22 protein-coding genes are annotated in these 22,901 nt (G+C 53.1%); 13 read left to right on the forward strand and 9 right to left on the reverse strand.

Translation table 11 applies throughout. The annotated features are described in order from the left end of the window. Nucleotide 1: 1 nt before the first annotated feature. The 6 genes from M2433_RS05390 to M2433_RS05415 all read right to left on the reverse strand — a co-directional run bounded on the left by M2433_RS05390 (nucleotide 2) and on the right by M2433_RS05415 (nucleotide 6,466). Nucleotides 2–328 (reverse strand): cytochrome o ubiquinol oxidase subunit IV, encoded by a 327-nt coding sequence (locus tag M2433_RS05390; protein ID WP_006176899.1) that lies wholly within the window; start codon nucleotides 326–328, stop codon nucleotides 2–4. Beyond that, on the reverse strand, nucleotides 328–942 hold the full coding sequence (locus M2433_RS05395; RefSeq protein ID WP_047347281.1) for a cytochrome o ubiquinol oxidase subunit III: 615 nt from the start codon (nucleotides 940–942) through the stop codon (nucleotides 328–330). The genes M2433_RS05390 and M2433_RS05395 overlap by 1 nt, the downstream gene beginning before the upstream one ends. Continuing rightward, entirely contained in the window at nucleotides 932–2,923 is a 1,992-nt protein-coding gene (cyoB, locus tag M2433_RS05400; protein ID WP_014168864.1) for a cytochrome o ubiquinol oxidase subunit I, read from the reverse strand. Before cyoB ends, M2433_RS05395 begins: the two co-directional genes overlap by 11 nt. Nucleotides 2,924–2,939: 16 nt before the next feature. Further along, nucleotides 2,940–3,887, reverse strand: a complete 948-nt coding sequence (cyoA, locus tag M2433_RS05405; RefSeq protein WP_014882770.1) for a cytochrome o ubiquinol oxidase subunit II — start codon at nucleotides 3,885–3,887, stop codon at nucleotides 2,940–2,942. A 478-nt stretch (nucleotides 3,888–4,365) separates the two neighbouring features. Continuing rightward, complete coding sequence (gene ampG, locus M2433_RS05410; protein ID WP_429053690.1) at nucleotides 4,366–5,841, reverse strand: muropeptide MFS transporter AmpG; 1,476 nt, start codon at nucleotides 5,839–5,841, stop codon at nucleotides 4,366–4,368. Nucleotides 5,842–5,887: 46 nt separating this feature from the next. Beyond that, nucleotides 5,888–6,466, reverse strand: a complete 579-nt coding sequence (locus tag M2433_RS05415; RefSeq protein WP_023310568.1) for a lipoprotein — start codon at nucleotides 6,464–6,466, stop codon at nucleotides 5,888–5,890. A gap of 302 nt (nucleotides 6,467–6,768) precedes the next feature. Here M2433_RS05415 and bolA point away from each other — a divergent pair, with 302 nt between their 5' ends. The 11 genes from bolA to M2433_RS05470 all read left to right on the forward strand — a co-directional run bounded on the left by bolA (nucleotide 6,769) and on the right by M2433_RS05470 (nucleotide 17,850). Beyond that, on the forward strand, nucleotides 6,769–7,086 hold the full coding sequence (bolA, locus tag M2433_RS05420; protein WP_013095855.1) for a transcriptional regulator BolA: 318 nt from the start codon (nucleotides 6,769–6,771) through the stop codon (nucleotides 7,084–7,086). A gap of 330 nt (nucleotides 7,087–7,416) precedes the next feature. Next, nucleotides 7,417–8,715 carry a trigger factor gene (tig, locus tag M2433_RS05425; protein ID WP_429053687.1) on the forward strand — a complete coding sequence of 433 codons (1,299 nt, stop codon included), beginning with the start codon at nucleotides 7,417–7,419 and terminating at the stop codon, nucleotides 8,713–8,715. Nucleotides 8,716–8,975: 260 nt separating this feature from the next. Next, nucleotides 8,976–9,599: an ATP-dependent Clp endopeptidase proteolytic subunit ClpP gene (gene clpP, locus M2433_RS05430; protein ID WP_010428105.1), complete on the forward strand. Its 624-nt coding sequence runs from the start codon at nucleotides 8,976–8,978 to the stop codon at nucleotides 9,597–9,599. A gap of 127 nt (nucleotides 9,600–9,726) precedes the next feature. After that, nucleotides 9,727–11,001: an ATP-dependent protease ATP-binding subunit ClpX gene (gene clpX / locus M2433_RS05435; protein WP_024906819.1), complete on the forward strand. Its 1,275-nt coding sequence runs from the start codon at nucleotides 9,727–9,729 to the stop codon at nucleotides 10,999–11,001. A 182-nt stretch (nucleotides 11,002–11,183) separates the two neighbouring features. Then, the gene (gene lon / locus M2433_RS05440; RefSeq protein WP_023334706.1) at nucleotides 11,184–13,538 is read left to right on the forward strand and encodes an endopeptidase La; all 2,355 of its coding nucleotides are present in this window, start codon (nucleotides 11,184–11,186) and stop codon (nucleotides 13,536–13,538) included. 210 nt (nucleotides 13,539–13,748) lie between these two features. Then, entirely contained in the window at nucleotides 13,749–14,021 is a 273-nt protein-coding gene (gene hupB, locus M2433_RS05445) for a nucleoid-associated protein HU-beta (RefSeq protein ID WP_002444653.1), read from the forward strand. A 212-nt stretch (nucleotides 14,022–14,233) separates the two neighbouring features. Beyond that, entirely contained in the window at nucleotides 14,234–16,105 is a 1,872-nt protein-coding gene (ppiD, locus tag M2433_RS05450) for a peptidylprolyl isomerase (RefSeq protein WP_429053677.1), read from the forward strand. A gap of 148 nt (nucleotides 16,106–16,253) precedes the next feature. Further along, the gene (locus M2433_RS05455; RefSeq protein WP_429053675.1) at nucleotides 16,254–16,634 is read left to right on the forward strand and encodes a helix-hairpin-helix domain-containing protein; all 381 of its coding nucleotides are present in this window, start codon (nucleotides 16,254–16,256) and stop codon (nucleotides 16,632–16,634) included. Nucleotides 16,635–16,733: 99 nt separating this feature from the next. After that, nucleotides 16,734–17,132, forward strand: coding sequence for a YbgC/FadM family acyl-CoA thioesterase (locus M2433_RS05460; protein ID WP_047347276.1), 399 nt, complete (start codon nucleotides 16,734–16,736; stop codon nucleotides 17,130–17,132). Between the two features lie 48 nt (nucleotides 17,133–17,180). Continuing rightward, on the forward strand, nucleotides 17,181–17,534 hold the full coding sequence (locus tag M2433_RS05465) for a type II toxin-antitoxin system RelE/ParE family toxin (protein WP_429053672.1): 354 nt from the start codon (nucleotides 17,181–17,183) through the stop codon (nucleotides 17,532–17,534). Beyond that, nucleotides 17,521–17,850: an addiction module antidote protein gene (locus tag M2433_RS05470; protein ID WP_050511259.1), complete on the forward strand. Its 330-nt coding sequence runs from the start codon at nucleotides 17,521–17,523 to the stop codon at nucleotides 17,848–17,850. The genes M2433_RS05465 and M2433_RS05470 overlap by 14 nt, the downstream gene beginning before the upstream one ends. A gap of 2 nt (nucleotides 17,851–17,852) precedes the next feature. On the opposite strand, the gene queC is transcribed toward M2433_RS05470, so the two are convergent. Both queC and M2433_RS05480 read right to left on the reverse strand, forming a co-directional pair. Next, nucleotides 17,853–18,548 carry a 7-cyano-7-deazaguanine synthase QueC gene (gene queC / locus M2433_RS05475; protein ID WP_032646166.1) on the reverse strand — a complete coding sequence of 232 codons (696 nt, stop codon included), beginning with the start codon at nucleotides 18,546–18,548 and terminating at the stop codon, nucleotides 17,853–17,855. 66 nt (nucleotides 18,549–18,614) lie between these two features. After that, on the reverse strand, nucleotides 18,615–20,315 hold the full coding sequence (locus M2433_RS05480) for an SgrR family transcriptional regulator (protein ID WP_429053671.1): 1,701 nt from the start codon (nucleotides 20,313–20,315) through the stop codon (nucleotides 18,615–18,617). A gap of 101 nt (nucleotides 20,316–20,416) precedes the next feature. Here M2433_RS05480 and cof point away from each other — a divergent pair, with 101 nt between their 5' ends. Further along, on the forward strand, nucleotides 20,417–21,235 hold the full coding sequence (gene cof / locus M2433_RS05485) for an HMP-PP phosphatase (protein ID WP_429053669.1): 819 nt from the start codon (nucleotides 20,417–20,419) through the stop codon (nucleotides 21,233–21,235). 40 nt (nucleotides 21,236–21,275) lie between these two features. Here the strand turns inward: cof and M2433_RS05490 are convergent, their stop codons facing one another. Beyond that, nucleotides 21,276–22,322, reverse strand: a complete 1,047-nt coding sequence (locus tag M2433_RS05490) for a PLP-dependent cysteine synthase family protein (RefSeq protein WP_429053666.1) — start codon at nucleotides 22,320–22,322, stop codon at nucleotides 21,276–21,278. Nucleotides 22,323–22,437: 115 nt separating this feature from the next. Here M2433_RS05490 and M2433_RS05495 point away from each other — a divergent pair, with 115 nt between their 5' ends. Then, entirely contained in the window at nucleotides 22,438–22,896 is a 459-nt protein-coding gene (locus M2433_RS05495; protein ID WP_047347269.1) for an Lrp/AsnC family transcriptional regulator, read from the forward strand. Nucleotides 22,897–22,901 lie beyond the last annotated feature (5 nt).

The following is a 22,901-nucleotide window of genomic DNA, read 5'->3' on the forward strand; positions in this document are numbered from 1 at the left end:
CTTAGTGAACCATCATGTTGTAGTTGAGGTTCCACATAATCCAGATGGAACCGACTACCAGGATAGCGATGATAATCACGGTAAAGATGAAAGCCGTCATGTTCCAGCCTTCATCGGACTTGGTGTTCATGTGCAGGAAGCAAACCAGATGCACCAGAATCTGAATCACCGCTGTCACCAGGATTGCACCCAGAATAACCGGTTTAGACGCAGAGCCGCTCATCACCATCCAGAACGGGATCACCGTCAGGATGATCGACAGGATGAAACCTGTCATGTAGGTTTTTACGCTACCGTGGGAAGCGCCATGATCGTTTGAATGACTCATTACATCGCCCCCATCAGATATACAACAGAGAACACACAGATCCACACCACGTCCAGGAAGTGCCAGAACAGACTCAGGCACATGATACGGGTACGGTTAGTGCTGGTCAGGCCGCGACGGGATACCTGGAACATCAGTACCGCCATCCAGATCAGACCAGAGGTTACGTGCAGACCGTGGGTACCTACCAGCGCGAAGAACGCGGACAGGAAGCCACTGCGGTCCGGGCCGAAGCCTTCCATGATCAGGTGATGGAATTCATAGATTTCCATCCCGATAAATCCAGCACCAAACAACCAGGTCAACGCCAGCCAGGAAACCACCTGGCTCTTGTTGTTTTTGTACATGGCGATAGCCGCCATGCCGTAGGTAATGGAGCTGAATAACAGCAGTGCGGTTTCAACCAGAACGAACGGCAGTTCAAAGATGTCCTTGCCAGCCGGGCCGCCCGCCGTGCCGTTCACCAGAACGGCATAGGTCGCGAACAGACAGCAGAACAGAATGCAGTCGCTCATCAGGTAGATCCAGAAACCGAAGACTTTGGTCGGTCCTGTATCGTGGTGCGCATGTTCATGCGCGTGGGCAGTCGAGTGCGCCAGAGTATCAGTTGCCATTTTTCAGCCCCGCTTTAGAAATCTCGTCGAAATGCTGATTTTCCAGCTTCTCAACTTCACGGACTGGTACGTAGTAGTCCACGTCCTCGTCAAAGCTCTTCACAATCCAGCTGATTACGATGCCGGCGAAGCCAACAATCGCCATCCACCAGATGTGCCAGATCATTGCGAAACCAAATACCGTAGCGAACGCGGCAATGACAATGCCCGCACCGCTGTTTTTCGGCATGTGGATCTCTTCGTAATGAGCAGGTTGCTTGTACGCTTCACCTTTTTCTTTCATTTCCCAGAATGCGTCGCGCTCATGAACCTGCGGCACAATGGCAAAGTTATAGAAAGGAGGTGGAGAAGAGGTCGCCCACTCCAGCGTACGGCCACCCCATGGGTCACCGGTCAGGTCACGGTTCTGGTCGCGGTCGCGAATAGACACGTAGAACTGAATCAGCTGGGACGCGATACCACAGGCAATCAGCACGGCACCGCCCGCTGCAACCATCAGCATTGGGTGGAACTGCGGATCGATCTGCTGGCTCAGACGACGGGTCATACCCATGAAGCCCAGCACGTACAGCGGCATAAATGCCACGAAGAAGCCGATGATCCAGAACCAGAACGCGCGTTTACCCCATTTTTCGTTCAGCGTGAAGCCGAACGCTTTTGGCCACCAGTAGGTTACGCCAGCGAAGCAGCCGAAGACTACGCCACCGATGATAACGTTATGGAAGTGCGCAATCAGGAACAGACTGTTGTGCAGAACGAAGTCAGCACCCGGTACCGCCAGCAGTACGCCGGTCATCCCACCTACGGAGAAGGTGACGATGAAGCCGATGGTCCACAGCATTGCTGAGTGGAACACGATACGGCCCTGGTACATGGTGAACAGCCAGTTGAAGATCTTAACCCCGGTAGGGATTGCGATAATCATGGTGGTAATACCGAAGAAGGCGTTTACGTTCGCGCCCGCACCCATGGTGAAGAAGTGGTGCAGCCAAACGATGAACGACAGAACGGTAATACACACGGTTGCCCACACCAGAGAGGTGTAACCAAACAGACGTTTACGCGAGAAGGTTGCCGCGATTTCGGAAAACACGCCGAAAACAGGCAGAACCAGAATGTACACTTCCGGGTGACCCCAGGCCCAAATCAGGTTGATGTACATCATCATGTTGCCACCCATATCATTCGTGAAGAAATGGGTGCCCAGGTAGCGGTCCAGGGTCAGCAGCGCGATGGTGACGGTCAGAATTGGGAAGGAGGCAATAATCAGGATGTTGGCGCACAGAGATGCCCAGGTAAATACCGGCATCTTGAACATGGTCATGCCTGGGGCACGCATCTTGATAATGGTCACAAAGAAGTTGATACCGGTCAGGGTAGTACCGACACCGGAGAGCTGAAGCGCCCAAATCCAGTAGTCGACGCCAACGCCCGGGCTGTACTCAATTCCTGACAGCGGTGGGTAAGCCAGCCAGCCGGTCTGCGCGAATTCGCCCACACCCAGTGACAGGTTAACCAGGATCACGCCGACAACCGTGAACCAGAAGCTCAGGTTGTTCAGGAACGGGAACGCCACGTCGCGCGCGCCGATTTGCAGCGGAACGACAACGTTCATCAGACCGATAACCAGCGGCATCGCCACGAAGAAGATCATGATAACGCCGTGGGCGGTAAAGATCTGATCGTAGTGGTGCGGTGGCAAGAAGCCGGCTTCACCCGCAGAAGCGAGTGCCTGCTGGCTACGCATCATGATCGCATCCGCAAAGCCACGAATTAACATGACGATACCGACGATGCAGTACATGATACCGAGTTTTTTGTGGTCAACCGAAGTCAGCCACTCGTTCCACAGGTAGCTCCACTTACCGAAGTAAGTGATTAAGGCCAGTAAGGCCGCGCCACCGATGATAATTGCAGCCACCGTAACCACGATAATCGGTTCATGGTAGGGCACTGCATCCAGTGTCAATTTTCCGAACATTTTCTTCCTCGGCCCCTTAGTGAGCGGTTTCCGCGTGGCTCATGTCCATGCCTTCCATACCTTCGTGCGCGCTGTGCTCGCCTTCAGGCTGGGTCATGTCCATGCTCTTGCCGTGATCCATAAATTTGCCAATAACGTCTTTGAACAAATCAGGTTTCACGTTAGAGAAGTACTCCACCTTGTTATATTCGCTTGGTGCAGCCACTTTTTCGAACGCCGCCATGTCAGACATGGTGTTTGGAGACTGCTTCGCTTTTTCAACCCACTGGTCGAAAGCGGCACGGTCTGGCGTTGCAATAGCTTTGAACTTCATACCTGAGAAGCCCGGGCCGCTATAGCTGGCGGAGATACCATCATAGGTGCCTGCTTCATTTGCGATCAGGTGCAGGTTAGTCTGCATACCGGCCATCGCGTAAATCTGGCTACCCAGACGTGGGATGAAGAAGGAGTTCATTACGGAGTTGGAGGTCACTTTGAACTGAACCGGAGTGTTCGCCGGGAAGGCGATTTCATTCACGGTAGCAATACCCTGCTCTGGATAGATGAAGAACCATTTCCAGTCCATGGAGACCACTTCAATGGTAATAGGTTTCTCATCGTGAACCAGCGGTTTGCTTGGCTCAAGTGCGTGAGTGGTTTTCCAGGTCAGTACGGCAAGGAACAGGATGATCAGAATAGGTACCGTCCAGACCACAGCTTCCACTTTATTGGAGTGTGACCAGTTAGGGCTATACTTCGCATCTTTATTGCTCGCACGATACTTCCAGGCGAAACCAACAGCCATCAAAATGGCAGGAATAACCACAATCAACATCAGGCCAAAAGCCGTCAATATCAGTGAACGTTGTTCCAGTCCAATCTGTCCTTTGGGGTCTAGTAGTGCAGAATCGCAGCCACTGAGTAATACAGTGCCCGCGAATAATGACAACCATCCCAAACTTTTATTGTATTTCCCGAGTCTCATTTAACGACCTCAATTCCACGGAGTCTGGTGGCGTTTAAAGTGTGCGGGCATTTTACGGGAAGGTTACATTACTGTAAACATCATTAGGCCTGTGTCAGGAAGGTGTTACCGGGTTCTGCCGCACGTGTCACAAGTGTTGCAAATTATGTCGGTCTTTATGACCGAAGCCGCATGGCGTGGGCTTTATAACGAAAGGACCCCCAAGCATACCTTAAAAGGGGCAATTGGTATAACCATTGTTGAAAATAAACAAAAAATTAACAATTAATTATCAATAAAAAGACATCTAAAAAACGAAAAATCAAACTCTCCTCTGCTGAATCGTTTAATGGAAAATAGCGTTTTGGAAAAGGAGCTAATAATTTCCAAATCCTATCCCGCACAAAACAACAAATATTTTTTTTAGCGGTTGTCGGCTATTTCGCCGTTATAATTTCGGTTAGTGATTACAACGGGAAATAACCTTTCGCATTTCTCTTCAGGTCATCTGCGTTTTACGCAACGCCATGAAATCGAGCAGGCCCCCGGTCAGGATCCCCGCGACGGCCAGCAGGGCGCCTGCGTCCAGCAGCAGGGTTTCCAGAGGGAGCGCCAGTGACGTGCTGGCATTAATAATGAGCACGACCAGCCAGAGAGCCAGCGCAAAGCAGCCCACCATTAACAGACGTAAGGCAAAACGGTAGGCGCGATGATATTCGGTACGCGGCATAAAGTGTTCTGTTCGCTGGGTATATTCCAGCGTCTGACGGCAGACCAGCAACAATATAATCCCCGGCACGGCAGCGACGACCGAGAAGAGATAAAACGTAGGCCACCCGTGAGCTTCAACAAACCAGCCGGCAATCGGGCCCACGTAGACGCGGCCAACGGCGGAGAGCGCCGAAAGCAGAGCGAACTGCGTGGCGGAAAACGACTTGTTGCACAGGGTCATCAGCAGGGCGACAAATGCCGCCGTTCCCATACCGCCACAGAGATTTTCAAAGAACACCGCGGCGGCCATGCTGATCGTATGTTTATCGGTAACCGACAGCAGCCAGTAGCCTGCGTTTGAGGCGCCTTGCAGGATGCCGAAGATCAGCAGCGCGCGGAACAGCGTCAGGCGCTGCATCAATACGCCGCCGTAGAGCGCGCCGACGATGGTCGCAAACAGCCCCAGCGTTTTATTCACCACGCCCACTTCACCGGCATCAAAACCGACGCCCCGGATCAGGAAGGTGGTGGTCAGGCTCATTGCAAAGGCATCGCCCAGCTTATAAAGGACGATAAGCAGCAGGATTAGCCAGGCGTTGTTGCGACCAAAGAAGTCGCGCAGCGGTTCGGCGACAGCTTGCTCCAGCGAGCGGGGGACCGGGATGATATCACTCGGTTCGGGTGCAAATAGCGTAGCGATAATGCAGGGGATAAGCAGGGCTGCCATCAGCCAGTACATGCCCTGCCAGCCGAGATAACGGTCGGCCAGCCACAGAGCCAGTCCGCCTGAGACCAGCATCCCGAGGCGATAGCCCAGCACGCTGATCGCCGCACCGGCACCGCGCTCTTCCGCAGGTAGAACGTCCGTCTTCCAGGCGTCAAACACGATATCCTGCGAAGCGGAACAGAAGGCAATCACCACTGCGAGTGCGGCCATCCAGCGTAGCTGTGTGGTGGGCTCAAGAAAACCCATCGCCGCAATGGCCAGCAGCAGCAGGATCTGAGTCATCACTAACCAGCCGCGGCGACGCCCCAGGAAAGGCGGGGTGTAGCGATCCATGACCGGCGACCACAGGAACTTAAAGACATAGGCCTGACCAACAAGCGAGAAGAAGCCAATGGTTTTAAGATCGATGTTCTCGACCGTCATCCACGCCTGAAGCGTGCCGGAAGTGAGCGCGAGGGGTAAACCCGAGGCAAAGCCGAGGATCAGCAGAATGGCTGATTTCGGTTGCTGGAAAATGCGTAAGTAATGACTGGACATGTTCTTATAAAACTGACCCGGCGATATACCGGGTCAGTTAGCAGGATTAACGCGCGTTTTGCTTGATGAAGTCGTGAATGCTGGTGTCCTGCGCCATATCGGCGATGGTATCGGTCAGCACGCTGTTCACGGCGTTAGCAATGTTCTGGTTAGAGGCCTGGAAAGCACCTTCAACGGAGTAGCTCGCGCGGTAGTTTTTGGTCATCTTGTTGCCATTCTTCGCGGTAGCAATAATGGCGATATCGGCTTTGGTCGCGATGTTGTAGCGCACGTTCCCCTGGGAAACGTCAGCGTACAGGTTGTTCACGATGATCTGCAGATCGACCGCGCCGCTTGGGCCAATCATATAGCCGCGAGCCGTCATCTGTTTCTCCAGCACTTCCTGAAGCAGGAAGCGCAGATCGCGGGACGCGGTAAGCGTAACCTGCTGGTTATCGCGGGTCACTTTTGCCAGCGCCTGATCCTGACGCTGATCGGCACCGTTAATGCTCACGGTGACGCCCATCAGGCTTGGGTCCTGCTGAGGCAGGGTAATTTTTGGTGAGACATCAATGGTGGTAGGCGGGGTAGCACAGCCTGCCAGCATAAAAAGGGCTACCAATGGAAAGAAGAGTTTTTTTAACATTTTAAGGTTCTCACGAATCGTAAGCATAGAGAGAAAAATTGCCGCCATCATAACATCGCCAACGGTCAGGGGAAGTGGTCAACGCATGTAAATTCATCGTCTTGTCTGAAAACTGACCAGCTCACCCTTTTTCTCCTCACGGGAATGACAAAAGGTATGAGCCTCTTAGTGAACTTCATTCCTTTGAATGAGAAAATCAGATGAAAGCTAAATATTTGTTGTCTTGATGTAATGGAAACGGTAAAAGCGGCTAACATTTAAAGGGATGGGTGACATCCTGGCGTTGTCGGAGGAGTAATTTCATGATGATACGTGAGCAGATAGAAGATAAATTAAGGGCAGCGTTCAACCCTGTGTTCCTCGAAGTCGTCGACGAAAGCTATCGTCATAACGTGCCGGCAGGTTCTGAAAGCCACTTCAAAGTGGTTCTGGTTAGCGATCGCTTCACGGGAGAACGTTTCCTGAACCGACACCGCTTGATCTACAGCACCTTGACGGAAGAACTCTCCACAACCGTACATGCCCTGGCATTGCATACTTATACCATTAAGGAATGGGAAGGTTTGCAGGATACGGTTTTTGCGTCACCGCCTTGTCGCGGTGCAGGCACCATCGCCTGATAAATCGGATTTGCAACGGCTGGAGCTTTTCCAGTATGTTGCTAGCAGATTTCCTCAAAACGGCCTCCGGGCCGTTTTGTTTTGTCTGAGTTTTGAGCGGATGGAGCGATTTTAAGGCTAAAAATAGCCTTAAAGTGTGAAAAAAGCCGCAGCAACATGCCCCAACCGTTCTCGACTCACCTAAGTGATGCCGCTATAATGCCGCGTCTTATTGAATGTCTTCGGGATGATTCTGGCGACAGGGAATGTGAATCTGCACTAAGAGAGCATCCCGGTATAACAGACAGATTCAGAGTTGACCGAGCACTGTGATTTTTTTGAGGTAACAAGATGCAAGTTTCAGTTGAAACCACTCAAGGCCTTGGCCGCCGTGTAACGATTACTATCGCTGCTGACAGCATCGAAACTGCTGTGAAAAGCGAGCTGGTCAACGTAGCAAAAAAAGTACGTATTGACGGCTTCCGTAAGGGCAAAGTACCAATGAATGTTGTTGCTCAGCGTTATGGCGCTTCCGTGCGTCAGGATGTGCTGGGTGAACTGATGAGCCGCAACTTTATCGATGCGATCATCAAAGAAAAAATCAATCCGGCCGGCGCGCCGAACTACGTTCCAGGCGAATACAAGCTGGGCGAAGACTTCACCTACTCCGTAGAGTTCGAAGTGTACCCGGAAGTTGAGCTGAAAGGTCTGGAATCTATTGAAGTTGAAAAACCAGTAGTTTCCGTGACTGACGAAGACGTTGACGGCATGCTGGATACCCTGCGCAAGCAGCAGGCTAACTGGAAAGAGAAAGAAGGCGCTGTTGACGCGGAAGACCGTGTAACTATTGACTTCACCGGTTCTGTAGACGGCGAAGAGTTCGAAGGCGGCAAAGCGTCTGACTTCGTACTGGCAATGGGCCAGGGTCGTATGATCCCAGGCTTCGAAGACGGTATCAAAGGCCACAAAGCGGGCGAAGAATTCACCATCGACGTGACCTTCCCTGAAGAGTACCACGCTGAAAACCTGAAAGGGAAAGCAGCCAAGTTCGTCATCAACCTGAAGAAAGTTGAAGAGCGCGAACTGCCAGAACTGACTGAAGAATTCATCAAGCGTTTCGGCGTGGAAGATGGTTCTGTTGCGGGCCTGCGTACCGAAGTGCGTAAAAACATGGAGCGCGAGCTGAACGGCGCTGTGCGTAACCGTGTTAAATCTCAGGCGATCGACGGTCTGGTTAAAGCCAACGAAATCGACGTTCCAGCTGCCCTGATCGACAGCGAAATCGACGTGCTGCGCCGTCAGGCTGCACAGCGTTTCGGTGGCAACCAGCAGCAAGCGATGGAACTGCCGCGCGAGCTGTTCGAAGAGCAGGCTAAACGCCGCGTTGTTGTTGGCCTGCTGCTGGGCGAAGTCATTCGTACCCACGAGCTGAAAGCTGACGAAGAACGTGTGAAGGGCCTGATCGAAGAGATGGCTTCTGCCTACGAAGATCCATCAGAAGTGATCGAGTTCTACGGTAAGAACAAAGAGCTGATGGACAACATGCGCAATGTTGCCCTGGAAGAGCAGGCTGTTGAAGCGGTACTGGCGAAAGCGAAAGTGACCGAAAAAGCGACCTCTTTCAACGAACTGATGAACCAGCAGGCGTAATTTCGCCCCAACGGTTTAAAGTTTGAACAGGAAACCCGTTGCCTTGCGGCAGCGGGTTTTTTTTATCGCAGCTTTAGCCCAGGAAGAGTGCTAAAACGCCCTTTCGGTGTTAGCGTAACAACAAAAGATTGTTATGCTTGAAATAGGGCAATGTGAACCCCATAAGTACGTAATCATGATGAATGAGACTGGCTGATAATCCGTCCGTAAGGTTACAATCAGTACAGCAGGTGTTTTCAATTTTGATCCAGGAGACGGAAATGTCATACAGTGGCGAACGAGATAACTTTGCACCCCATATGGCTCTGGTGCCAATGGTTATTGAACAGACCTCACGCGGTGAGCGTTCTTTTGATATCTATTCCCGTCTGCTCAAGGAACGCGTTATCTTTCTGACAGGCCAGGTGGAAGACCACATGGCTAACCTGATCGTGGCGCAGATGCTGTTTCTGGAAGCGGAAAACCCGGAAAAAGACATTTACCTGTACATTAACTCCCCGGGTGGCGTGATTACAGCAGGTATGTCCATTTATGACACCATGCAATTCATCAAGCCGGATGTAAGCACTATCTGTATGGGTCAGGCTGCATCGATGGGCGCGTTCCTGTTAACGGCAGGGGCTAAAGGGAAGCGTTTCTGCTTGCCTAATTCCCGCGTGATGATTCACCAGCCGCTGGGCGGTTACCAGGGGCAGGCGACGGATATTGAAATCCACGCCCGCGAAATTCTGAAAGTAAAAGCGCGCATGAATGAACTTATGGCGCAGCATACGGGTCAACCACTTGAGCAGATCGAGCGCGATACCGAGCGCGATCGCTTCCTCTCTGCTCCAGAGGCAGTTGAGTACGGCTTAGTCGACTCCGTGTTGACCCATCGTAATTGATGCCCGCGACGCGAGTGTGCCGCTATACTAAGGTAGGGCGGCACTCTGCCTGAGAGCAGCTTGCGTCTTAGAATGGCATTTGCGTCGTCATGTGCGGCACAAAGAACTTAAAAAGAGGTTTGGACTCATGACAGATAAACGCAAAGATGGTTCGGGCAAACTGCTGTACTGCTCTTTTTGCGGCAAAAGCCAGCATGAAGTGCGTAAACTGATTGCCGGGCCGTCCGTGTATATCTGCGACGAATGTGTCGATTTATGTAACGACATCATTCGCGAAGAGATTAAAGAAGTTGCGCCACACCGTGAGCGTAGCGCGCTGCCAACGCCGCATGAAATTCGTCATCACCTTGACGACTACGTCATCGGCCAGGAACAGGCCAAGAAAGTACTGGCAGTAGCGGTATACAACCACTACAAACGTCTGCGTAACGGCGATACCAGCAATGGTGTAGAACTGGGTAAAAGTAACATTCTGCTGATCGGCCCAACCGGTTCCGGTAAAACGCTGCTGGCTGAAACCCTGGCTCGCCTGCTGGATGTTCCGTTCACCATGGCGGATGCCACCACCCTGACCGAAGCCGGTTATGTGGGTGAGGACGTCGAAAACATCATCCAGAAACTGCTGCAGAAGTGCGATTACGACGTGCAGAAAGCCCAGCGCGGGATTGTCTACATCGATGAGATCGACAAGATCTCGCGTAAATCAGACAACCCGTCCATCACCCGCGACGTATCGGGTGAAGGCGTACAGCAGGCACTGCTGAAGCTGATCGAAGGTACGGTTGCTGCCGTTCCGCCGCAGGGTGGTCGTAAACATCCGCAGCAGGAGTTCCTGCAGGTTGATACCTCCAAGATCCTGTTTATCTGTGGTGGTGCGTTTGCCGGCCTGGATAAAGTCATCTCCCACCGTGTTGAAACCGGCTCCGGCATTGGTTTTGGCGCAACGGTGAAATCAACGTCCGAAAAACCGAACGAAGGCGAGCTCCTGTCTCAGGTTGAACCAGAAGATCTGATCAAATTTGGTCTGATCCCTGAATTCATCGGCCGTCTGCCGGTTGTGGCAACGCTGAATGAACTGAGTGAAGACGCGCTGATCCAGATCCTGAAAGAGCCGAAAAATGCGCTGACCAAGCAGTATCAGGCGCTGTTCAATCTGGAAGGCGTTGACCTGGAATTCCGTGACGAAGCGCTGGATGCCATTGCCAAAAAAGCAATGATTCGCAAAACCGGCGCGCGCGGCCTGCGTTCTATCGTTGAAGCGGCGCTGCTCGACACCATGTACGATCTGCCATCGATGGAAGACGTTGAGAAAGTGGTGATTGACGAGTCCGTCATTAGCGGTCAAACCAAGCCGCTGCTGATTTACGGTAAACCGGAAGCACAGCAGGCATCTGGCGAATAATTCACCAAATCATACAAGCAGTTAATCAAAAAGGGGGGATTTTATCTCCCCTTTACTTTTTCCTTATTCATAGCGTTGAATGTGTGGGAAACATCCCCATATACTGGATACATGTTAATGGTTATGTGAAGCACAGTGACATGACCAGCTTACCTGGCGGACACTAACTAAGAGAGAGCTCTATGAATCCTGAGCGTTCTGAACGCATTGAAATCCCCGTATTGCCGTTGCGCGATGTGGTGGTTTATCCGCACATGGTCATACCCTTATTTGTAGGGCGGGAAAAATCTATCCGTTGCCTCGAAGCTGCTATGGATCATGATAAAAAAATCATGCTGGTGGCGCAGAAAGAAGCATCAACGGATGAGCCGGGTGTAAACGATCTTTTCACCGTCGGGACCGTGGCCTCTATTTTGCAGATGCTGAAGCTGCCTGACGGCACCGTCAAGGTGCTGGTAGAAGGCCTGCAGCGTGCGCGTATTACCACTTTGTCAGACGACGGCGAACACTTCTCTGCGAAGGCAGAGTACCTTGATTCGCCTGAACTTGATGAGCGCGAACAGGAAGTGCTGGTTCGCACCGCGATTAGCCAGTTTGAAGGCTATATCAAGCTGAATAAGAAAATCCCACCAGAAGTGCTGACGTCGCTGAACAGCATCGACGATCCTGCGCGTCTGGCGGACACCATCGCTGCCCATATGCCGCTGAAGCTGGCTGACAAACAGTCCGTGCTGGAAATGTCCGACGTTAACGAACGTCTGGAATACCTGATGGCGATGATGGAGTCTGAAATCGATCTGCTGCAGGTTGAGAAGCGTATTCGCAACCGCGTGAAAAAGCAGATGGAGAAATCTCAGCGTGAGTACTATCTGAATGAGCAAATGAAAGCCATTCAGAAAGAACTCGGTGAGATGGACGACGCGCCGGACGAAAACGAAGCGCTGAAGCGCAAGATCGACGCGGCGAAGATGCCGAAAGAGGCGAAAGAGAAAGCGGAAGCTGAACTGCAGAAGCTGAAAATGATGTCTCCAATGTCGGCTGAAGCGACCGTTGTCCGCGGCTACATTGAGTGGATGGTGCAGGTTCCGTGGAACGCCCGCAGCAAGGTCAAAAAAGACCTGCGTCAGGCGCAGGAAATCCTCGATACCGACCACTACGGCCTGGAACGCGTGAAAGACCGCATTCTTGAGTACCTCGCGGTACAAAGCCGTGTGAACAAAATTAAGGGCCCAATTCTGTGCCTGGTGGGGCCGCCGGGGGTGGGTAAAACCTCTCTGGGTCAGTCTATCGCCAAAGCGACCGGACGTAAGTACATTCGTATGGCGCTGGGTGGCGTACGCGATGAAGCGGAAATCCGCGGTCACCGCCGTACCTACATCGGTTCTATGCCGGGTAAACTGATCCAGAAGATGGCTAAAGTGGGCGTTAAAAACCCGCTGTTCCTGCTCGATGAGATCGACAAAATGTCGTCGGACATGCGTGGCGATCCGGCCTCGGCTCTGCTGGAAGTGCTTGATCCAGAACAGAACGTAGCGTTCAGCGATCACTACCTGGAAGTGGATTACGACCTGAGTGACGTCATGTTTGTTGCGACGTCGAACTCCATGAACATTCCGGCCCCGCTGCTGGATCGTATGGAAGTGATCCGCCTCTCCGGTTATACCGAAGATGAGAAGCTGAACATTGCTAAGCAGCACCTGCTGCCGAAACAGATTGAGCGTAACGCGCTGAAAGCCAACGAGCTGACCGTAGAGGACAGCGCGATTATTGGCATCATCCGCTACTACACCCGTGAAGCGGGCGTGCGCAGCCTTGAGCGTGAAATCTCTAAACTGTGCCGTAAAGCGGTGAAACAGCTGCTGCTGGATAAGAGCCTGAAACACATTGTGATCAACGGCGACAATCTGCATGCCTATCTCGGCGTTCAGCGTTTCGACTATGGTCGCGCGGACAACGAAAACCGCGTTGGTCAGGTGACCGGCCTGGCATGGACGGAAGTGGGTGGCGATCTGCTGACCATCGAAACCGCCTGTGTACCGGGTAAAGGCAAGCTGACCTACACCGGTTCTTTGGGTGAAGTGATGCAGGAATCCATTCAGGCGGCTCTGACCGTGGTGCGCGCGCGCGCGGAAAAACTGGGGATTAACCCGGATTTCTACGAAAAACGCGACATCCACGTGCACGTACCTGAAGGGGCGACGCCGAAAGATGGTCCAAGCGCGGGTATTGCCATGTGTACCGCTCTGGTTTCTTGTCTGACCGGTAACCCGGTACGCGCCGACGTGGCGATGACCGGCGAAATTACGCTGCGTGGTCAGGTTCTGCCGATTGGTGGCTTAAAAGAAAAACTGCTGGCGGCACATCGCGGTGGGATCAAAACCGTATTGATCCCTTACGAAAACAAACGCGATCTGGAAGAGATTCCGGACAACGTGATTGCCGATCTGCAGATCCATCCTGTGAAGCGAATTGAGGAAGTTCTTAGTCTCGCATTGCAGAATGAACCGTCCGGAATGCAGGTTGTAACCGCAAAATAGTGACCTCGCGCAAAGAGCGTCAATAAAAACAAGGCTGGTAAGTCATTTCGCACTTGCCAGCCTTTTTTTGTATAGCTAATTTAGATTGCTGATTAGGTCAGCCATCAACAACGGGTGTTGTAAGGTCATGGCAGGCCTGATATAACTGCTGCGCGGTCGCGTTGTGAAGGATTCAGGCGCGATATAAATTATAAAGAGAGGAAGAGAACAGTGAATAAATCTCAACTGATTGACAAAATTGCTGCTGGTGCTGATATTTCTAAAGCTGCAGCTGGACGTGCGTTAGATGCATTAATTGCTTCTGTTACTGAATCTCTGCAGGCTGGGGACGACGTTGCACTGGTAGGCTTCGGTACTTTTGCTGTTAAAGAGCGTGCTGCCCGTACTGGCCGCAACCCTCAGACCGGTAAAGAGATCACCATTGCTGCCGCTAAAGTGCCGGGTTTCCGTGCAGGTAAAGCGCTGAAAGACGCAGTAAACTGATTGCTTTCCCGTCTCAGGGAAGCCGTATAGTACAAGGGCGCATCTTCTGATGTGCCTTTTTTGTTTGTCCAGACCTGATTTGTGCGAGTTTATGCGAGTTGTGGGCTGACAATCGCCCCGTTTTCTTGTCACAATACGCCTTCACGCGCGACGGGCAGGATTTTCCGTCAGCGTCAGGTAACCAGTCACCTACAGCGGAGTGTTGTTACACCATGATGGACAGCTTACGCACGGCTGCTAACAGTCTCGTGCTCAAGATTATTTTCGGTATCATTATCGTGTCGTTCATATTGACCGGCGTGAGCAGTTACCTTATTGGCGGTGGCGCGAACTATGCCGCAAAAGTGAATGGCCAGGAAATCAGCCGTGGTCAGTTCGAGAATGCTTTTGCCGGTGAACGTAACCGTATGCAGCAACAGCTGGGCGACCAATTCTCTGAACTGGCGGCGAATGAAGGGTACATGAAGACCCTGCGCCAACAGACACTGAACCGTCTCATCGACGAAGCGCTGCTGGATCAGTATGCCAAAAAACTGGGCCTTGGCATCAGCGATGAGCAGGTGAAAAAAGCTATCTTCTCCACGCAAGCCTTCCAGTCTAACGGTAAATTCGACAACGCGCGCTACAACAGCATCGTCAACCAGATGGGCATGACTGCCGATCAATACGCTCAGGCGCTGCGTAATCAACTGACCACCCAGCAGCTCATCAATGCCGTTGTGGGCACTGATTTCATGCTCAAAGGTGAAACGGATGAACTGGCCGCGCTGGTGGCGCAGCAGCGCGTTGTACGTGAAGCGACGATTGATGTGAATGCCCTGGCGGCAAAACAGCAGGTAAGCGACGCTGACGTTAACGCCTGGTACGAGCAGAACAAGAATACTTTTGTTTCTCCAGAACAGTTCCGCGTGAGCTATATCAAGCTGGATGCGGCTGCGCTGCAGGAAAGCGCGTCTGACGCGGAAATCCAGTCTTACTACGATCAGCATCAGGATCAGTTCACTCAGCCGCAGCGTAACCGCTACAGCGTGATTCAGACCAAAACCGAGGCTGATGCCAAAGCGGTACTGGATGAGCTGAACAAAGGCGCTGATTTCGCGACCGTTGCGAAAGCGAAATCCACCGATATTATCTCCGCGAAAAACGGCGGTGATATGGGCTGGCTGGAAGAGGCAACCACGCCGGATGAGCTGAAAAATGCCGGTCTGAAAGACAAAGGCCAGCTGTCTGGCGTTATCAAATCCTCCGTTGGGTTCCTGGTTGTCCGTCTGGACGACATCATTGCTGCAAAAACCAAGCCTCTGGCTGAGGTTCGTGATGATATCGCAGCGAAAGTGAAGCAGGAAAAAGCGCTGGATGCCTACTACGCGCTGCAGCAGAAAGTGAGCGATGCTGCCAGCAACGACAACGAATCTCTGGCGGGTGCAGAGCAGGCGGCTGGAGTGAAAGCGGTTGAGACGGGCTGGTTTGGCCGTGACAATCTGCCGGAAGAGCTGAACTTCAAACCGGTTTCTGATGCCATCTTTAACGGTGGTCTGGTCGGCGAAAACGGCACGCCAGGCAGCAACTCTGACATCATTACCGTCGATGGCGATCGTGCGTTCGTTCTGCGCGTCAGCGAGCACAAGCCTGAAGCGGTCAAACCGCTGGCGGAAGTGAAGGATCTGGTTGTCGCTCAGGTTAAGCACAACAAAGCGGAACAGCAGGCGAAGCTGGATGCTGAGAAGATTCTGGCTGATCTGAAAGCAGGTAAAGAGGACGCGCTGAAAGCGGCGGGCCTGAGCTTCGGTGAGGCGAAAACGCTGAGCCGTACCGGTCAGGATCCTGTCAGTCAGGCGGCGTTTGGTCTGAACCTGCCGGCAAAAGATAAACCAAGCTTCGGCACCACCACCGATATGCAGGGTAACGTCATTCTGCTGGCGCTGGATGAAGTGAAAGCCGGCACCCTGCCAGAAGCGCAGAAGAAAGCGATGGTTCAGGGCATTACCCAGAACAATGCCCAGATTGCTTTCGAAGCCATGATGAGCAACCTGCGTAAAGAAGCCAAAATTAAGCTGGGTGACGTGATAACTCAGCAGCAATAATTACGTATCTGCTCGCAGAATTTCGTAACGCTCTGCAAAAACTAAAGGCCGCTTTCGCGGCCTTTTCCATTTCTGCAATCTGCTGTTTGTGTCTGTTTTTTCCGGCGGCTATCGTGACGTGGCTGTCAACAAACAAGGAGATAACAGCATGAAACGTGGAATCAAAGCACTGTTAATTACGCTGGCTATTGCCACCACCGGGATGAGCGCTGGCGTGCTGGCGGCGACACCTGCCGCCAAACCACAGACGGTACAGAGCAAGACCGACGCAGCCGCGCCGGTGCACGGGCAAACCAAAGCGACTGACGCCGGTAAAAACGCGGATGATGACGGTACGCGGGTGAGTATCAATTCGGCCTCTGCAGAGGACCTGGCCCGCGCGATGAATGGCGTTGGCCTGAAAAAAGCGCAGGCCATCGTCAGCTACCGCGAAGAGTACGGACCTTTCAAAACTGTCGACGATCTCAAACAGGTTCCGGGTATGGGCAGCGCGCTGGTTGAGCGCAACCTCTCACACCTGACGTTGTAATCTCACATTTACTTGCACTGCAGCGATAATTTGCCAGGATAAAGAGGTCATACCAGTTATGACCTCTAATCCTACAATAACAGTAAAGGCTATTGCGCTATGCAGACAAAAATCAAAGTACGCGGTTTTCACCTCGACGTTTACCAGCACGTGAACAATGCCCGCTATCTTGAGTTTCTTGAAGAAGCGCGCTGGGACGGGCTCGAAAATAGCGAAAGCTTTCAGTGGCTGACCGCGCACAACATCGCGTTCGTGGTCGTCAATATCAACATCAACTACCGCCGTCCGGCCGTACTGGGTGATGTGCTCACCGTGACCAGTCAGGTACAGCAGCTAAGTGGCAAAAGTGGGGTGTTAAGCCAGGTGGTGACGCTCGATCCAGAAGGACAGGTGGTGGCTGATGCGCTGATCACCTTTGTCTGTATCGATCTAAAAACCCAGAAGGCACTGCCGCTTGAAGGGGAGTTGCGGGAAAAGCTGGAGCTGATGATCGCTTAGAAATTTTGTCTTTTATAAAAGACAAAGGGGCTTTTCAGGGATAGAATAATGGACAGGGACTACGTTGTTGAACGTTACCGAACCCGTGACGGAAAAATTCCGTTCGAGGAGTGGGTAGCCAGAATGAATCGAAAGGATCCGGATATGGTTTTCCGGATCCTTATGCGGATTAACCGTGCGATAAAACGTAATTTTGGCGATTACAGGTATCTCAGGGAAGGTGTTTGGGAGATGCGAGTCGACAGTGGCCCCGGCTACAGAATCTATTTTTCAGTAGAGAATCGGCAGGTTTTATTGTTACTGATCGGTGGTGACAAGAAGAGCCAAAAAGCAGATATCAAACTGGCAATAGATTACTGGAAAGATCATCAAACAAAAGGACATTCCAATGAGCGCCGCTGAACGAAAATATTCGAGCTCTGTTAGCCACCATGATGCTGTTGTGAAAATGCTGCGAGAGAATCCTTCCTACGCTCAGCGTTATCTGCAAACAGCCCTGGAAGAGATCTATGAAGACCAGGGGATCCCTGCCTATCTCATTGCACTCCGTCAGGTCATCGAAGCGCGAGGCGGTATCGGAGAAATTTCTACCAAAGCAGGTCTTTCCCGTCAGCAGCTATACCGAACCTTGTCTGACAACGGCAACCCAACGCTGACGACGCTAATGAAAGTCACGCGTGCTGCCGGCGTAAAACTGTTCGACAGCACGGTTAAATAGCCCTATTTAAGCCCGGTTTTTTTCTGCATCGCGGCCATCACGCCGACTTTATCGGCAAGATAATGATTCAGCCCGTTAGCGCGCAGGTTACAGGCGGCGCACTGGCCGCAGCCGTCGCCTTTGATGCCGTTATAGCAGGTGAGGGTTTCGCTGCGAACCAAATCCAGCTTGCCCCAGTAGTCCGCCAGCGCCCAGGTTTCTGCTTTATCCAGCCACATCAGAGGGGTTTCAAAGCGCGTCTCTTTCGCCATCCCCAGATTGACGGCGTGGTTTAACGCTTTCACAAACTCGTCGCGACAGTCCGGGTAACCGGAGAAGTCTGTCTCACATACGCCGGTTATCACCGCTTCGGCTTTTACCTGGTAGGCGTAAATAGCCGTCAGGGTCAGGAAGAGGATATTACGGCCCGGCACGAAGGTGTTCGGAATGCCGCTGGCATCGGGTTCGTAGTCCGGGACGGGAATGCTGTCGCGGGTGAGGCTGCTCACGGCCAGCTCATTTAACAGCGTAACATCCAGTACCTTGTGCGCGCGTGCGCCCAGTTTCAGGGCCAGTTCACGGGCGACGTCGATTTCAGCGCGATGACGCTGACCATAATCGAAAGTGACACAGTGAACTTCATCATACTGATGAAGGGCCTGGACCAGGCAGGTAGTAGAGTCTTGTCCTCCGCTGAACACGACGACGGCACGTTTCATAAATCATCTCAACAGTTACGGTAAAAGCGTTATGTTACCGCCTGACCACGACGGCGACCAGCTTCTTCACGATTTGGGGGCGGGCAGCCAGGCTTCGGTAAAATCAAACCAGCCGCGGGTATTAAGGCGAATGCCGTTGACCCCCGGCGGGGCGCTGATTTGATACTGGTAGTTAAACAGCGGTGTAATGACCGCGTTTTCCATAAGCTGGCTAAAAATGGCTTTCAGGCCAGCATGTCGATCCTGTTCATCGGCCTGAGTCTGTACCGCATCCAGGGTGGCCTGCAGATGAGCGTATTGAGGCGCGCTCAGCAGGTGTGGCCAGAGAGGATCACAGCGCAGCCACTGCTCAAGCGTGTATTCCGGGGCTTCGCCAATCAGCCTGTCGCCCATCATCATGTCTGCGTCCGCCAGTTGCTGGCATCCATCCCAGGTTTTCGCATCGTAAAAGATAACCGTAAGCGCGCAGCCCAGTTGTGCAAGGTACTGTTTGAGCTGTCGGGCCATCGTGTGTAACTCAACCGGCAAATGGTAAATCAGGGTTAATTTCTTCGGCAGAGGGACATGCGTTAAATCCGGCCACTGGGGGATCGCCCAGCCGGGCAGTAACTCCTCTGTTGGGTTAATCAGCCCTTCGTTTAGGCCAAGCGTATGCAGAAGCGATGAGAGATGAATGATATTGATGAGCCGCCGCGCCTGCATTTCATTCAGGCGCGGGCTTTGCTTCAGGGTGAGATAGCAAAAGCCCAGACTGGTGCTGTTGGTGACCAGGCGCAGGCTCTCAAGTTCATCCGGCTCGCCAATGGCAATCTGCACCGGATGACGACAGCTGGTACCCAGCCCGTAGTCAAACAGCGTTGGCGTGATCCAGTATTCGATAGCCTTAAGCAGCGGATGGCTGAGATGGTACTGTTCGTGGCTTTCCAGACGAACCAGGTCAGGTTCATACACGCTGAGTCTGAAGGGCCCGCTGCCCGTCATGGGCTGTTCGGGATGGGCAAGACGGCTGCAGTAGGTGGCCAGACGGTGTGCCAGCCAGTAATCCGGCTGGTGCAAGGTAAATGTCAGACACTGAGGGTGAGTGACGTCAACGCGTAAGACGCTCTGGAACAGCTTACGCAGGGCGGGCAGGGCAAAAAGCGCGGTCAGGCTCTGCTGAAGCTGTCCGGTTTCGACCTTATCGCCGTTATGCCAGTGCAGGGTGGATCGAATATAAAAATGCCAGAGCAGGCCATCCTCCGAGACCTCCCAGTGATGGGCGAGATCGCCCGTGGGCTCACTGGAGCTGCCGTGAAAACGCGTCAGTCCGGAAAAAATCTGTCCTGCCAGATGCTGTTCCGCCCGACCGGGCAGAAAACCCGGATGAAGCGGATCCAGCGAGCGGTAATAGGGGATGCGCAGCGTCGGCGTGTCGTTTTGCCACTGTCCGCCCAGAAATGGATGCAGCAATGACCGCAGCGCGTCTGGTGCAAGCTGGGCCAGCTCAAGCGCGTTGTGCTGCTGTCCACGCTCTAACGCCTCTTCCATCATCGCATTGCGCAGCGACTCTGGGGTGACATGGAACGTCAGTTCACCTCGTTTACCGCGACCAGACTGCGCTCGCCAGCTTAGCCAGCCTGCTTCCTGGGCCTGACGCAGCAGCGTTCGAACATGCCGCTCGCTACAGAAACAGCGGGCGGCCAGCTCGCTGATGGTGACCTGCTGCGTCGCACCCTCGGACGGCTGCCAGAGGCGGTGATACTGATTAAGTCGATTAAGCTGGCGCATGAGAAACCCGGAACAATAATTATCATCTATTCACTATTACTTCCGTATATCTCACACGATACTGATGCACAAGTTAATCGCATCGCATTTCGGGAGTAATCATGGCTCGGCTCGCTGCATTTGATATGGACGGCACGCTGTTAATGCCGGATCACCGTTTGGGGGAGAAAACCCTGAACACGCTGAAGCGTCTGCGCGAGCGTGATGTCACCCTGACGTTTGCTACCGGGCGTCATGTGCTGGAAATGCGTCATCTGCTGGGCGCGTTTTCCCTCGACGCCTTTCTGATCACGGGCAACGGGACGCGAATTCATTCTGTAGAAGGCGATGTGCTGCACCGTCAGGATCTCAACCCGGAAGTGGCGGATATCGTGCTGCACAGCACCTGGGACACGCAGGCCAGCATCCACGTCTTTAACGATGGGGGCTGGTTTACCGGGCGTGAAATACCTGAACTGCTGCATGCCCATGTCTACAGCGGTTTTAAATACCAGCTTGTCGATCTGCGTCGGATCCCCGCCCATGCGGTGACCAAGATCTGCTTCTGCGGCGATCACGACGATCTCTGTCGCTTACGCATTCAGCTGAATGAGGCGCTGGGTAATCGGGCGCACCTGACCTTCTCGGCGGTGGATTGTCTGGAAGTGCTGCCGGTGGGCTGTAACAAAGGTTCCGCCCTGGCGGTACTGAGCGACCACCTGGGCTTAACGCTGCAGGACTGCATGGCGTTTGGCGACGCCATGAACGACCGGGAGATGCTGGGCAGCGTCGGCCGCGGTCTGATTATGGGGAATGCGATGGCGCAGCTAAAAGCAGAACTTCCCCATCTGCCGGTTATTGGGCACTGCGGTAACGAAGCGGTGTCCCATTTTTTGACGCATTGGCTGGACAACAACAACCTCCCATATTCCCCCGAATAGTGAGACCCTTCCAGCAAGCCAGACCTCGGTCTGGCTTTTTTTATTTCAGCAGCTCTGCAATCCGGGCTTTCCACGGGGCGATATCGCCGATGTTGGCCTGCACCCACTCCGCATTGTAATAGGTCTCAAGGTAGCGCTCGCCGCTGTCGCACAGCAGCGTAACGATGGAGCCGGTGCGGCCCTCTTCGCGCATGCGTGCGGCAAGCTGCAGTGCGCCCCACATATTAGTACCCGTTGACGCGCCGACTTTACGGCCCAGCTGTGTTTCCAGCCAGTGCGCCGTTGCCACGCTTGCGGCATCCGGCACGCGCATCATCTCATCCACCACGTCCGGAATGAACGACGGTTCCACGCGCGGGCGGCCAATCCCTTCAATTTTGCTGCCCACCGGGCTGCGCAGGCCGGCATCGCGGTTTTGCCAGTAGTCGAGGAATACGGAGTTCTGCGGATCAACCACCATCAGCTGGGTATCATAGCCCTGACAGCGAATGTAGCGTCCAATAGTGGCTGACGTGCCGCCCGTCCCGGCGCTCATCACAATGTACGACGGAACCGGATGCGGTTCGTGGGTCATCTGGCGGAAGATACTGTCGGCAATGTTGTTATTGCCGCGCCAGTCCGTCGCGCGTTCGGCGAAGGTAAACTGGTCCATATAGTGGCCGTTGAGCTCGCGGGCCAGCATTTCGGAAGCGGCGTAGATTTCACAGGCGCTTTCCACAAAGTGGCAGCGACCGCCGTAAAATTCGATCTGTTCGATTTTGCGTCTGGCAGTGCAGGAAGGCATCACCGCGATAAACGGCAGGCCCAGCAGGCGAGCAAAATAGGCTTCGGACACCGCCGTTGAACCGGATGAGGATTCAATGACAGTGGTGCCTTCTTTAATCCAGCCGTTACATAAACCGTATAAAAACAGTGAGCGTGCCAGGCGATGCTTCAGGCTGCCGGTAGGATGGGTGCTTTCATCTTTCAGATAGAGCTCAATACCGTCAAATCCCGGCAGGGAAAGGCGAATCAGGTGCGTATCTGCCGAGCGCTGATAGTCAGCATTGATTTCGCTGATCGCATGTTTAACCCAGGTGCTATTCATCGTAGTTATCCGTTTGTCATTTTGTGCCTAGGATAGCGAAAAGCACAGAAAAAATTGTTGCTATCTGGCCTTTAAAATAGAATGAAGGGAGAAAAATTTTCTCTGCGAGGTGGGTATGCTAGATAAAATTGACCGCAAGCTCCTTTCATTACTGCAAAGTGACTGCACCCTCTCTTTGCAGGCGTTAGCAGATGCCGTTAATCTGACCACCACGCCGTGCTGGAAGCGCCTCAAGAAGCTTGAGGATGACGGTATTCTGCTGGGACGCGTCGCGTTATTAGATCCCGAAAAACTGGGGCTTGGGTTAACGGCATTTGTCCTGATAAAAACTCAGCATCACAGCAGCGAGTGGTATAGCCGCTTTGTCACGCAGGTGTCCGAAATGCCAGAGGTGCTCGGCTTCTGGCGTATGGCCGGCGAGTACGACTACCTGATGCGCGTTCAGGTCGCAGACATGAAGCGCTATGATGATTTCTACAAGCGGCTGGTGAACAGCGTACCGGGATTATCGGACGTCACCTCGAGCTTCGCCATGGAACAGATTAAATACACCACAGCATTACCTATTGAATAACTTCG

It is taken from the genome of Enterobacter sp. AC1, from assembly GCF_050434705.1.
Taxonomy (GTDB): Bacteria; Pseudomonadota; Gammaproteobacteria; order Enterobacterales; family Enterobacteriaceae; genus Enterobacter; species Enterobacter cloacae_L.

What these genes read in the sequence shown, in the direction of transcription:
- M2433_RS05390 (WP_006176899.1), bottom strand. Translation starts at nt 328, where the DNA reads ATGAGTCATTCAAACGATCATGGCGCTTCCCACGGTAGCGTAAAAACC.
- M2433_RS05395 (WP_047347281.1), bottom strand. Translation starts at nt 942, where the DNA reads ATGGCAACTGATACTCTGGCGCACTCGACTGCCCACGCGCATGAACAT.
- cyoB (WP_014168864.1), bottom strand. Translation starts at nt 2,923, where the DNA reads ATGTTCGGAAAATTGACACTGGATGCAGTGCCCTACCATGAACCGATT.
- cyoA (WP_014882770.1), bottom strand. Translation starts at nt 3,887, where the DNA reads ATGAGACTCGGGAAATACAATAAAAGTTTGGGATGGTTGTCATTATTC.
- ampG (WP_429053690.1), bottom strand. Translation starts at nt 5,841, where the DNA reads ATGTCCAGTCATTACTTACGCATTTTCCAGCAACCGAAATCAGCCATT.
- M2433_RS05415 (WP_023310568.1), bottom strand. Translation starts at nt 6,466, where the DNA reads ATGTTAAAAAAACTCTTCTTTCCATTGGTAGCCCTTTTTATGCTGGCA.
- bolA (WP_013095855.1), top strand. Translation starts at nt 6,769, where the DNA reads ATGATGATACGTGAGCAGATAGAAGATAAATTAAGGGCAGCGTTCAAC.
- tig (WP_429053687.1), top strand. Translation starts at nt 7,417, where the DNA reads ATGCAAGTTTCAGTTGAAACCACTCAAGGCCTTGGCCGCCGTGTAACG.
- clpP (WP_010428105.1), top strand. Translation starts at nt 8,976, where the DNA reads ATGTCATACAGTGGCGAACGAGATAACTTTGCACCCCATATGGCTCTG.
- clpX (WP_024906819.1), top strand. Translation starts at nt 9,727, where the DNA reads ATGACAGATAAACGCAAAGATGGTTCGGGCAAACTGCTGTACTGCTCT.
- lon (WP_023334706.1), top strand. Translation starts at nt 11,184, where the DNA reads ATGAATCCTGAGCGTTCTGAACGCATTGAAATCCCCGTATTGCCGTTG.
- ppiD (WP_429053677.1), top strand. Translation starts at nt 14,234, where the DNA reads ATGATGGACAGCTTACGCACGGCTGCTAACAGTCTCGTGCTCAAGATT.
- M2433_RS05455 (WP_429053675.1), top strand. Translation starts at nt 16,254, where the DNA reads ATGAAACGTGGAATCAAAGCACTGTTAATTACGCTGGCTATTGCCACC.
- M2433_RS05460 (WP_047347276.1), top strand. Translation starts at nt 16,734, where the DNA reads ATGCAGACAAAAATCAAAGTACGCGGTTTTCACCTCGACGTTTACCAG.
- M2433_RS05465 (WP_429053672.1), top strand. Translation starts at nt 17,181, where the DNA reads ATGGACAGGGACTACGTTGTTGAACGTTACCGAACCCGTGACGGAAAA.
- M2433_RS05470 (WP_050511259.1), top strand. Translation starts at nt 17,521, where the DNA reads ATGAGCGCCGCTGAACGAAAATATTCGAGCTCTGTTAGCCACCATGAT.
- queC (WP_032646166.1), bottom strand. Translation starts at nt 18,548, where the DNA reads ATGAAACGTGCCGTCGTCGTGTTCAGCGGAGGACAAGACTCTACTACC.
- M2433_RS05480 (WP_429053671.1), bottom strand. Translation starts at nt 20,315, where the DNA reads ATGCGCCAGCTTAATCGACTTAATCAGTATCACCGCCTCTGGCAGCCG.
- cof (WP_429053669.1), top strand. Translation starts at nt 20,417, where the DNA reads ATGGCTCGGCTCGCTGCATTTGATATGGACGGCACGCTGTTAATGCCG.
- M2433_RS05490 (WP_429053666.1), bottom strand. Translation starts at nt 22,322, where the DNA reads ATGAATAGCACCTGGGTTAAACATGCGATCAGCGAAATCAATGCTGAC.
- M2433_RS05495 (WP_047347269.1), top strand. Translation starts at nt 22,438, where the DNA reads ATGCTAGATAAAATTGACCGCAAGCTCCTTTCATTACTGCAAAGTGAC.